The following is a 9,802-nucleotide window of genomic DNA, read 5'->3' as shown; positions in this document are numbered from 1 at the left end:
CGCTCGCGCCCGACGAGGTGCCCGGCGACCCGGTCACGGCTCGCCGAGACGGTGGAGGCGTCGGTCACTGAACCATCGATCCGGCGTCGACCGGCAACGTCACGCCCGTGATATAACGCGCCTCGTCGGATGCGAGGAACACCATCGCATTCGAGATATCGTACGGTTCGAGCATGTCGGCACCCATGGGGTTCATCTGCTGTGCCACAGCAATGACATCATCAGCAGTCGGGTTCTCAAGGTCTGGCCGAAATACTCTGGCGAGGACATCGTTCATCACCATGACGGTGTTGACCGTCCCCGGATGGACCGTGTTCACGCGAATTTGACTCGGTGCAAGCTCAAGCGCCAATGTCCGCATCAGTCCGACGAGAGCATGCTTCGACGCCACGTAGTGTGCGAAATTGGCAATCCCTGAGAGGCCAGCGACGGAACTCGTCATGATGATGGAGCCACCATTCGCGTTGTTCTTGAGGTGGGGGATCGCCGCCTTCGCCGTGCGCCAGACGCCGGCCACATTGATGTTGAGAGTGTCCATGAAGATGTCGTCCTCCATGTCCTCGGCGAGCGACGGCGCCGTGAACACACCTGCATTGCCGAGGACGACGTCGAGACGCCCGAGTTGGGCCACGCCGTCGTCAACCGCGGCCTTCACCCCCGCCCAATCGCGCACATCGGCCTTGGTCGCGATAATGCGCCGGTCGAGAGCCTCGACCTGTCTCACTGTCTCGTCCATGTCGGCCTGCGTCGCCGGTCCCGATGCCGAGCCTTTGATTTCATCCAAGACATCGAAGCCGATCACATCGGCCCCCTCCTCAGCGAACCGCAGCGCATGGCTGCGGCCTTGACTGCGAGCGACGCCCGAGATGAGAACTACTTTTCCGTCCAACCGTCCCATGATGATCTCCTTGCTTTCGATTTGTGTGTGAAAAGCGCCCCGCCTAGCGAGGTTCTGCAGTGCGGGGCGCCGCGACGTCGGTGTCGCAATCTACTTGACGAGCATTCCGGCGTCGACGGGCAACGTGACGCCTGTGACGTAGCGCGCTTCGTCCGAGGCGAGCCAGACCATCGCGTTCGAGATGTCGACAGACTGAACCCAGCCCACGGGCAGAGCATTCATGACCTTGGCCGCCTCGAGGAAGTCGTCAACGCCGGGCTTGTCGAGATCGGGCCGGAAGAGCTTGAACGTGGCCTCGTTGTTGACCATGGGAGTGTCTACCGTTGTCGGATGGATGGAATTGACCCTGATCTTGTGAGGGGCCAGCTCGAGAGCGAGCGCTCGCATGAGGCCGACGACACCATGTTTCGCCGCGACATAGTGGCCGAGGTTTGCCAGGGCCGTTAGTCCAGCAGCGGAACTCGTCATGATGATCGATCCGCCACGCTCACCAGTCTTGATATGAGGGATAGCCGCGGCGCACGTGCGCCAGACGCCGTTGAGGTTGATATCCACGAGATCCGTGAATGCCTCCTCGCTCAACGATTCTGTCGGCCCCGTAAACGTCGACACTCCCGCGTTCGCCAGGACGACATCGAGTCGCCCAAGCTCGGCGACCCCGTCATCCACCGCCTTCTTGACTTGCTCCAGGCTGCGCACGTCGGCCTTCGTCGCGATGATGCGCCGATCGAGAGCTTCGACCGCGGCGACAGTCTCCTCCATATCAGCCTGTGTCGTGGGGTCGGACACAGACCCGGCAATCGGTTCGAGCACGTCGATACCGATGATGTCGGCGCCTTCCTCGGCGAACCGGATCGCGTGACTGCGACCCTGCCCCCGGGCGACACCCGTGATGAAAACCACTTTTCCATCTAAACGCCCCATTGCGTTCTCCGTTCTGTTTGGGTGCGGGTTTGCCGCACCTTGGTGTGCCGCGAACCGCGCGGCGCGGTGACGTCTGGTGTCGGGCGACTAAGCGCGCACCGGTGACGCGTTTACGCCGGGAATGAGCAGGTGCCCGGCGTCGACCGGAAGGGTGACGCCCGTCACGGCGGAGGCCAGATCGGAGTTGAGGTACAGCGCGGCGTCGGCGATGCGCTGAGGGCTCAAGAAGCCGTTGCCCTTGAGGGCGTGGAAGTGGTAGCCCGCCTCGAGCATGTCGTCTTCGGTGCCTTCGCCGGCGGGTTTGCCCGACATCATGTCCCAGGCGCCTTGCCAGCTCGTCATCGGCGTCAAGATCGCGCCGGGGTGCACGGAGTTCACGCGGATGCCGTGGTTCGCGTACTCGAGCGCGAGTGTCTTCATGAGGCCGACGACGCCGAACTTCGACGAGCAGTAGTGCGCGTAGTTCGCGCCGGGCTCGATGCCGTTGATCGACGAGGTGATGACGATCGATCCGCCGCCCTGCTCCATCATGTGCGGCAGCACGGCCTTCGCCGACTTCCAGACCCCCGTGAGGTTGACGGCGATCATGTCATCCCACTGCTCATCGGTGAGCTCGTGGGCGGGGGCGAGCGAGAAGATGCCGGCGTTGGCGATCAAGATGTCGATGCGGCCGAGACTCGCGATGCCCTCCGACACCGCTCGATCCAGATCGGCCTGCTTGCGCACGTCACCGACGACGGAGACGATGCGCCGGTCGAGATCTTCGACCTGCCGCACGGTCTCGTCGAAGTCGGCCTGCTGCGCCATCGGGTAGGCGACCGACTCGATCTGGTCGAGGGTGTCGATGATGATGACGTCGGCGCCTTCCTTGGCGCACGTGATGGCGTGGGCGCGACCCTGGCCGCGCGAGCCGCCCGTGATGAGGGCGACTTTTCCGTCGAGCATTCCCATGAGATGTCCTTTCGGGTACGACTGAGAGCCACGCCGGCAGGCGAGCGGGCGTGGGTGAGGCGAGTGTGTGAGGCGCTGAGCGTGCTGGGCTCGAGTGTGGTCTCGGGTGCGGCGGCTCCTAGTGGTCGGTGCCGCAGGCGCAACCCGCGGCGGTCGTCGTCGGTGAAAACCCGGCGAGCGGGCTCTCGGCGCAGGCGTGCGCCGGGGGTGCGTCCGGTCGTCGGACGCTGAGAGTCAGGGGCACGGGGCCCGCCCCGCCGCGCGGCCGCGGCGGCGAAGTGCGGTGCGAGTGGTCGCCCGAGGGCTTCGGCAGAGCATCCTCGGCCCGCTCGGCCAGCAGCTGCTCACCGAAGCCGCGCACGCACTCGGGGTCGGGGCCGTCGATCGGCAGGCCCGTGAAGAACTTCGCCGCCATGCAGCCGCCGCGGCACGAGTCGTAGAACGAGCAGCTCGCGCACGCCCCGCCGCCGGTCGGCTCGCGCAGCCGCTGGAAGAGCTCGCTCTCCCGCCACACCGCCTCGAAGCCGCCCGGCTCGCGGATGCTGCCGGCGAGGAACTCGTCGTGGATCGCGAAAGGACAGGCGTAGACATCGCCGATGGGATCGATGAGGCACACCACGCGGCCGGCACCGCACAGGTTGAGACCGGGCAGGGCGCTGCCGAAAGCCGACAGGTGGAAGAACGAGTCGCCCGTGAGCACTCCCTCTCCGTGGGCGACGAGCCAGTCGTACAGCTCGCGCTGCTGCTCGGGCAGGGGGTGCAGGTCGTCCCACACGTCCGCACCGCGGCCGCTCGGGCGCAGGCGCGTCAGCCGCAGCTGCGCGTCGAAGCGATCCGCGATGGCCTTGAACTCGTCGAGCTGCGGAATGTTCTCCCGTGTGCACACGACGGAGATCTTGAAGCCGCGGAAGCCCGCGTCGGCGAGGTTCTGCATCGCGCGCATGGCGGTGTCGTACGACCCGGGGCCCCGCACGTGGTCGTTGACCTCGGCGGTCGCACCGTCGAGGGAGATCTGCACGTCGACGTAGTCGCTCGCGGCGAGGCGCTGGGCGATCTCGGGGGTGAGCTTGATGCCGTTGGTGGAGAACTTCACGCCCACCTGGTGGTCGGTGGCGTAGTCGACGAGCTCCCAGAAGTCGCTGCGCACGGTCGGCTCGCCGCCGCCGATGTTGACGTAGAAGACCTGCATGCGCTGCAACTCATCGATGACGGCCTTGCACTCCTCCGTGGTGAGCTCGCGCGGGTCGCGTCGACCGGAGCTCGAGAGGCAGTGGCTGCAGGAGAGGTTGCAGGCGTACGTGAGCTCCCAGGTCAAGCAGATGGGAGCATCCAGACCGGCCTCGAAGTGGCCCATGAGGGTGCTCGAGGTGCGAGCGGGGGCGACCGGCGACGTCTGTACTGGCGATGGGGCGACGAGCGTCATGCCGCCACCTCGTTCGCGGGTCGGCTCTCGAGCATCGTCGAGTGCACTAGCGTCGCGACGGCGCGCCGGTAACGCTCAACCTGAGCATCGGGCACGGCAGCCTCGGCGAGAGCCTGAGCCAGAGTGCGGGTGCCGTCGCAGGCCCTTACGGCATCGAGCAGCACGCGATCTTTGAGAAAGCTCAGCTGTCGGGTGCCGAAGTGGTACAGCAGGGCACCGAAGGGTTCGGGCCGAATCGAGACGCGAGGGTGAACTGTGAGTGTGGCGTCGAGCCTGATGGAGTCCATGAGGGGCTCAATACACCCCGCACATTCCATCGATCGAGACTTCTTCGACGAGCGATTCCTCGTCGACAAGTTCGTCGATCGGGGCCTCAGGTCGGTTGTCGGCGTGGCTCATGGCATGCTCCTCCGCGTAGGGTTTCTGACATCGGTGTCGGATTCTCCCAGTGCTCAGTACTGTAGTGGCACTCAGTGCCGAAGGGAAGAGGCAGGTGATGAGAGTTGAGTGAGTTCGTAGACGCGGCGGCCAACCCCGTGGTGCGCATCGGGCGTCATCCCGCCACAACGCATGCCGAGATAAGCCACACGGGCCTGCGGTTGTTCATCGAGCGCGGCTTCGATCAGGTCACAGTTGATGAGATCGCCGCGGCCTGCGGCATAGGACGCCGCACTTTCTTCCGATACTTCCCCTCGAAGAACGACCTGCCCTGGGGTCAGTTCGACGACATGCTGCGAAGCATGCGCGAGCACCTCGACTCCCTGCCGCGCAGTGTCCCGTTGAGGGACACCCTCCGCATCGCCATCGTGGTCTTCAACCGCACACCTCCCGAAGAACTGCAGTATCACCGCGAGCGGATGACGCTACTGCTCACGGTGCCCTCCCTCGTCGCGCACTCGACCATCCGCTACGAGTCGTGGCGCCAGGTGATCGCCGATTTCGTCGCCGAGCGACTCGACACCTCGCCGAGCGGCCTCCTGCCCCAAACAATTGGCTGGGTGTGTCTCGGTGTCTCGATCGCCGCCTACGAGCAATGGCTCAAGCACGAAGACGCATCACTGAGCGACTTGCTCGACCAGGGCTTCCTCGCCGCTCGCGACCTCATGCTGCTCGACGAGCCCGGCCCGCGCTGATGACCCCTCGCGCGCCCGATGTGATTGTGGTCGGGGCGGGAGGCTCGGGTGCTCCGCTCGCGGCTCGACTCGCTGAAAGGGGCGAGCGCGTGCTGCTGCTCGAGGCCGGCCCAGTGCCCGCACCCCACTCGACGCGGGACGGTTCGAGCCTCGCCGCGGCCGTCCCCGGGCATCCACTCGCGGTCAGCTACCGCGGCACCCTCACGCCGGGTCGCGATCACACGGTGGTGCGCGGGCTCGTCGCGGGCGGCTCGACGGCGATCAACGGCGCCTACTTCAGGCGCCCGCGCAGTCGCGACCTTGATAGCTGGGCCGCCGTCGCGGCCGACCACCGCTGGAGCGCCTCGGCTACTCTGCCGCTCTGGGCCGAGATTGAAGGTGACCGCGAGTACGGGCATCGCGGCTCGGGCCCAATGCCCATCACACGCAGCTCCCTCGACCATCCGCTCAGCGCCGCACTGCTCACCGCTGGAGTAGAGCTCGGTCTACCGTTTGTCCCTGACCAGAACGCCAGCCCCGACCCGCCGCCCGGAGTCGGCGCGTTGCCCACAAACACTCGCGACGGGCAGCGCTGGAGCACGGCGCGCGCCTGGCTAGAGCCCCCAACTTCAGGGCTCACCATCCGGGGCGGATGCACCGTGACGCGCGTTCTTTTCAATCGAGGAGGGCAGACGACCGGTGTCGAAATCGTCGTCGACGACGCGGTCGAGGCCATCAGGGCTGACCGCGTCGTGTTGTGCGCCGGTGCCATCGCCACTCCACAGCTACTCGTGCACAGCGGTGTCGGCCCACCGGGCGCGGTGCGCGCAGCGGGCGCGACCGTCGTGCGGGATCTGCCAGTGGGGGCGCAACTACACGACCACCCGCAGCTCGAGCTGCGTTTTCGAGTGCCGACCGAGGTGCTGGACCACCCGACCGAGACGACGCTTGGGGTGGTAGTGCACGGCTCCAGCCGTTGTGACCCCGGGACGAGCGCGGAGGACGTGCCCGGTGACGTCGAGGTGCTCTCAGTGCTGCGTCCCATGGGTCGTCTGCTCGACAGCGACACAGGTGACACTAGCCTCAGCGTGCTGGTCTCTGCGCTGCGCACAGAGCAACCGGGCCAGCTATTGCTTGACAGTGGCGGGATACCACGGCTCGACTTTAGATATCTTCGCACCCCTGGCGATCGCGCGCGCTTACGGGTCGCCGCGCGACTCGCTGCCGCCCTACTCGCGAGTGAGCCACTCCTACAGATCGGCGTACGGCCGGAGTATCCATCGCTCGAAGGTGGTCTCGACGACGATGCCCTTGACGATTGGATGCGCGGCCGTCTTTCGACAGCGCTGCACAGTTGCGGCACGACGCCCATGGGCACCGACCCTTCAACGTCGGTCGTCAATGGCCGCGGTGCCGTGCACGGGATCGAAGGTCTGCACATCGCCGACCTCGGCATCCTGCCGACCACGCCAACGAGTGGTCCCGCGGCGAGCGCCGTGCTCGTCGGTCTCGTGATCGCAAACGCGTTGTGATCTGCAAGAGGGGATAGACGTCAATATTGAAGGGTTTGGCGAAAGCGAATTGAGGAGAGTACATCCATCCTGATGTGAGGCCGCAGACGTTAGATGAGGAAGACCGGGCATGATGGTCTCTTTCTCGTGCGCTCGAACCGGCACTAAAGATCGGTTGTCAAGAGTTCGTTTTTCACGCCCGCGGAGATAGGCAACCTGGCTGGAGCGACGTAGGAACGAGCATCGCCACCCCGCACGTGTCCTGAAGAGCGTCCTTGAGCTGAATCGCGCCCGGCCGCACGGCCGACCACGACGCTGGTCAGCGCGAAGCCTCGGTTCATGCCCGCTCAAACATGAACGCGGCGTTCGACCTGGAATCCGGTTTGCCGTCTCGCATCCACAAGCACCAGACCGGATAGGAACAATGCCCTAGCGCCGGTCGTCGTCCAGGTACGGGGGCAGGAGCTGTCCCTCCGAGAGCGCCTCGGCGAGGATCTCCTGCTCAATGCGAGTGGAGAGCGGCTTCTGGACGATGAAGCACAAGACGATCGCGGCGGCGATGGCGAGGGGGACCATGAAGATGAAGATCGGCATGAGTGCCTCGTTGTACGAAAGTATGATCGGCAGTCGGAGCGCGTCAGGCAGGTCGCTGACAGCCGCAGGGGTCAGCGAGTTGCCGCTCCCGCCTCCACTTCCTGCTTGCGGCAGCCGCTCGGCAAGCAGCGAGGTAAGCCGGGCGGCGAACACCGAACCGACCACGGCGGAGCCGAGGCTGCCGCCGACTTGGCGGAAATAGTTGTTCGACGCGGTCGCGGTTCCGACCATGCGGTGCGGGAAGGAGTTCTGCACCACGAGCGTGAGAATCTGCATGCTCGAGCCGAGGCCGAGGCCGATCACAGCAAGGGCGACGCAGATCTCAAAGATCGGAGTGTCCACTTTCACCGTGGACAGCAGCCACATACCGACGGCAAGAATCACCGAGCCGATGATCGGGGGCAGCTTGTACTTTCCCGTCCGCGAGACCAGTTGCCCGGTGCCGATGGACGTCACGAGCAACGCCCCCATCATGGGGATCATCAGGAACCCCGCCTCCGTGGCGGTCGCCCCGGTGGCCATCTGAAGATAGGTCGGCATGTAGCCGATTGCACCGAACATCGCGATGCTGGTGAGCAAGGCGGCGACTGTCGTCAAGTTGAAGTTGCGGTCGCGGTAAAGTGCGAGCGGCATAACCGGTTCGGAGACACGTGTCTCGACAAGAACGAAGATGCCCGCGCACACTACCGCGCCGACAATGAGGCCGATGATTGTGGGCGAGTTCCAGTCGAAAGTCGACCCGCCCCAGGTGGCAATGAGGACGATCGCGGTAGTGGCAACTCCTAGCGTGGCCATGCCGAGGTAGTCGACCTTCGGTCGCTCCTGATTGTTCTTGGCAGGAAGGCGCAGGAGCAGGGCAGTGGCAACGATGGCCAGGATGCCGAGAGGGATGTTGATCAGGAAAGCCCAACGCCATCCCGGCCCCTCGGTAAACCAACCGCCAAGAAGCGGGCCGGCGACGGAGGACACGGCGAAGACCGCGCCGAGAACGCCCATATACCGACCGCGGTCCCGCGCAGGGACGACATCGGCGATCGCCGCCTGGCTGAGGATCATGAGGCCACCACCACCGAGCCCCTGCACGACGCGGGCAAAGATGAGAGCTCCCATGTCGCTCGCGAAAGCCCCCAGGACCGAACCGATGACGAACAAGACGATGGCGACGAGTAGCACCGGCCTTCGACCGAACGAGTCGCTCACCTTGCCGTAGACAGGCATGACAATGGTGGACGCAAGCAGGTAGGCAGTGATGACCCAGGTCATGTGCTCCACGCCGTCGAGCTCGCCAACGATCGTCGGGAGCGCGCTGGACAGCACAGTCTGACTGAGCGAAGCGAGCAGCATAGTGACAAGAAGCGCACCAAAGAGGAGCGTGATGTTGCGGGATGTGCCGGTCTGGGTCGGCGATGCCAATGCAGCTGGGTGAGTCACTTTGCTTCTCCCATTACGGTGCGGAACAGTGCGATTGCAGCGTCCAGGTCGGTGTCAGATGGGATGCCGCCGAGCGAACCGCCGCGCTCGAACGCAAAGCGAATGGTCGTGCCGGCGAGCACGACGAGTGCGCGAAGCGAGGCGGGGAGAGCCTCCGGAGCGCCCGCCAGGCTGATACGCCCGGTTGCGACTCGGTCCTCGAGGAGTTCTTCGACGAGGTGTTCTGCCTGGGCAACGTGCCGGGTGAGGTGGACTCGCAGTTCGGGGAAGCGTTGGACGAGGTCGCGGCGAATCGCAAGATCCGAATGGTCGCGAACGGTGGTCGACGAGACCGCAGCGAAGAGCCGGACAGTGCGAGTGAAGAGATCCGTATCGCGTGCATCGAAGGCGGTGATGGCACCGCCGGGCATGACTGGCGACTGGATGCCGAGCACCGCTTCCTCCTTGCTCGAGAAATAGTTGAAGAAGGTGCGAGGTGAGACGCCCGCTCGGGCAGAGATTGCGTCAATGGTTGCACCGGTCAAGCCATGTTCCAGGGCTAGGTTCGCCGCGGCCTCGCGGAGGGCTGCCCACGTGGCGGCGCGGTGCCGCTCCCTAAGCGGCGGCAGAGCGATCTCTTGCACCGGTATAAACTATGCAGTTATGCAACTTTGCGCAAGTGTAATCATTGACGGGCGCCTCTGGCGGACGCCGGGCGCGCTTTCGCTCTGCTCACGCCCCGCGCCAGGTATCTCGCAAGGCGCTCCGTGGATCCAGCCATAGTTGCCCATAGAATAATGTTGCATTTTGGGCAATTTGCGGTTGGGGCATGACTGGGCTACGAGAAGACAAGCGTGCGGTGAGTGGAGTCCCGCATAGTGGTGTAACCCACGGTGGTCGCGCACGTCGTTGCTGACGTGAACGCGGTCACCGTGTGATCCTTCGAGAAGTCTCTTACCCCAACTCGAAAGGCATCAAC

10 protein-coding genes are annotated in these 9,802 nt (G+C 64.9%); 2 read left to right on the top strand and 8 right to left on the bottom strand.

Annotated elements, in window-relative coordinates; translation table 11 throughout:
* Window positions 1–64: 64 nt before the first annotated feature.
* The 6 genes from FK219_RS02165 to mftA form a co-directional block, all read right to left on the bottom strand.
* Window positions 65–898 (bottom strand): mycofactocin-coupled SDR family oxidoreductase, encoded by an 834-nt coding sequence (locus FK219_RS02165; RefSeq protein ID WP_152582071.1) that lies wholly within the window; start codon window positions 896–898, stop codon window positions 65–67.
* 90 nt (window positions 899–988) lie between these two features.
* A complete protein-coding gene (locus FK219_RS02160; RefSeq protein WP_152582070.1) occupies window positions 989–1,822 on the bottom strand; it encodes a mycofactocin-coupled SDR family oxidoreductase in 834 nt (277 codons plus the stop codon).
* An 87-nt stretch (window positions 1,823–1,909) separates the two neighbouring features.
* Window positions 1,910–2,773: a mycofactocin-coupled SDR family oxidoreductase gene (locus FK219_RS02155; protein WP_152582069.1), complete on the bottom strand. Its 864-nt coding sequence runs from the start codon at window positions 2,771–2,773 to the stop codon at window positions 1,910–1,912.
* 118 nt (window positions 2,774–2,891) lie between these two features.
* Window positions 2,892–4,196, bottom strand: coding sequence for a mycofactocin radical SAM maturase (mftC, locus tag FK219_RS02150; protein ID WP_152582068.1), 1,305 nt, complete (start codon window positions 4,194–4,196; stop codon window positions 2,892–2,894).
* A complete protein-coding gene (mftB, locus tag FK219_RS02145; protein ID WP_152582067.1) occupies window positions 4,193–4,483 on the bottom strand; it encodes a mycofactocin biosynthesis chaperone MftB in 291 nt (96 codons plus the stop codon). The genes mftC and mftB overlap by 4 nt, the downstream gene beginning before the upstream one ends.
* 7 nt (window positions 4,484–4,490) lie before the next feature.
* On the bottom strand, window positions 4,491–4,595 hold the full coding sequence (gene mftA / locus FK219_RS02140) for a mycofactocin precursor MftA (protein WP_152582066.1): 105 nt from the start codon (window positions 4,593–4,595) through the stop codon (window positions 4,491–4,493).
* A gap of 104 nt (window positions 4,596–4,699) precedes the next feature.
* Between mftA and mftR the strand changes: the two genes are divergently transcribed.
* A complete protein-coding gene (mftR, locus tag FK219_RS02135; RefSeq protein ID WP_152582065.1) occupies window positions 4,700–5,329 on the top strand; it encodes a mycofactocin system transcriptional regulator in 630 nt (209 codons plus the stop codon).
* A complete protein-coding gene (locus FK219_RS02130; RefSeq protein WP_152582064.1) occupies window positions 5,230–6,840 on the top strand; it encodes a GMC family oxidoreductase in 1,611 nt (536 codons plus the stop codon). Before mftR ends, FK219_RS02130 begins: the two co-directional genes overlap by 100 nt.
* Before the next feature lie 408 nt (window positions 6,841–7,248).
* On the opposite strand, the gene FK219_RS02125 is transcribed toward FK219_RS02130, so the two are convergent.
* Together FK219_RS02125 and FK219_RS02120 are read right to left on the bottom strand one after the other, a co-directional pair.
* Window positions 7,249–8,844 (bottom strand): MDR family MFS transporter, encoded by a 1,596-nt coding sequence (locus tag FK219_RS02125; protein ID WP_152582063.1) that lies wholly within the window; start codon window positions 8,842–8,844, stop codon window positions 7,249–7,251.
* Window positions 8,841–9,467, bottom strand: coding sequence for a TetR/AcrR family transcriptional regulator (locus tag FK219_RS02120; protein ID WP_165638012.1), 627 nt, complete (start codon window positions 9,465–9,467; stop codon window positions 8,841–8,843). The genes FK219_RS02125 and FK219_RS02120 overlap by 4 nt, the downstream gene beginning before the upstream one ends.
* Window positions 9,468–9,802 lie beyond the last annotated feature (335 nt).

Source organism: Microcella pacifica (genome assembly GCF_009371975.2).
Lineage (GTDB): Bacteria > Actinomycetota > Actinomycetes > Actinomycetales > Microbacteriaceae > Microcella > Microcella pacifica.
Note: the sequence above shows the minus strand (reverse complement) of the source record. Positions and strands in the feature narration are given on the sequence as shown.

What these genes read in the sequence shown, in the direction of transcription:
- FK219_RS02165 (WP_152582071.1), bottom strand. Translation starts at nt 898, where the DNA reads ATGGGACGGTTGGACGGAAAAGTAGTTCTCATCTCGGGCGTCGCTCGC.
- FK219_RS02160 (WP_152582070.1), bottom strand. Translation starts at nt 1,822, where the DNA reads ATGGGGCGTTTAGATGGAAAAGTGGTTTTCATCACGGGTGTCGCCCGG.
- FK219_RS02155 (WP_152582069.1), bottom strand. Translation starts at nt 2,773, where the DNA reads ATGGGAATGCTCGACGGAAAAGTCGCCCTCATCACGGGCGGCTCGCGC.
- mftC (WP_152582068.1), bottom strand. Translation starts at nt 4,196, where the DNA reads ATGACGCTCGTCGCCCCATCGCCAGTACAGACGTCGCCGGTCGCCCCC.
- mftB (WP_152582067.1), bottom strand. Translation starts at nt 4,483, where the DNA reads ATGGACTCCATCAGGCTCGACGCCACACTCACAGTTCACCCTCGCGTC.
- mftA (WP_152582066.1), bottom strand. Translation starts at nt 4,595, where the DNA reads ATGAGCCACGCCGACAACCGACCTGAGGCCCCGATCGACGAACTTGTC.
- FK219_RS02130 (WP_152582064.1), top strand. Translation starts at nt 5,230, where the DNA reads ATGGCTCAAGCACGAAGACGCATCACTGAGCGACTTGCTCGACCAGGG.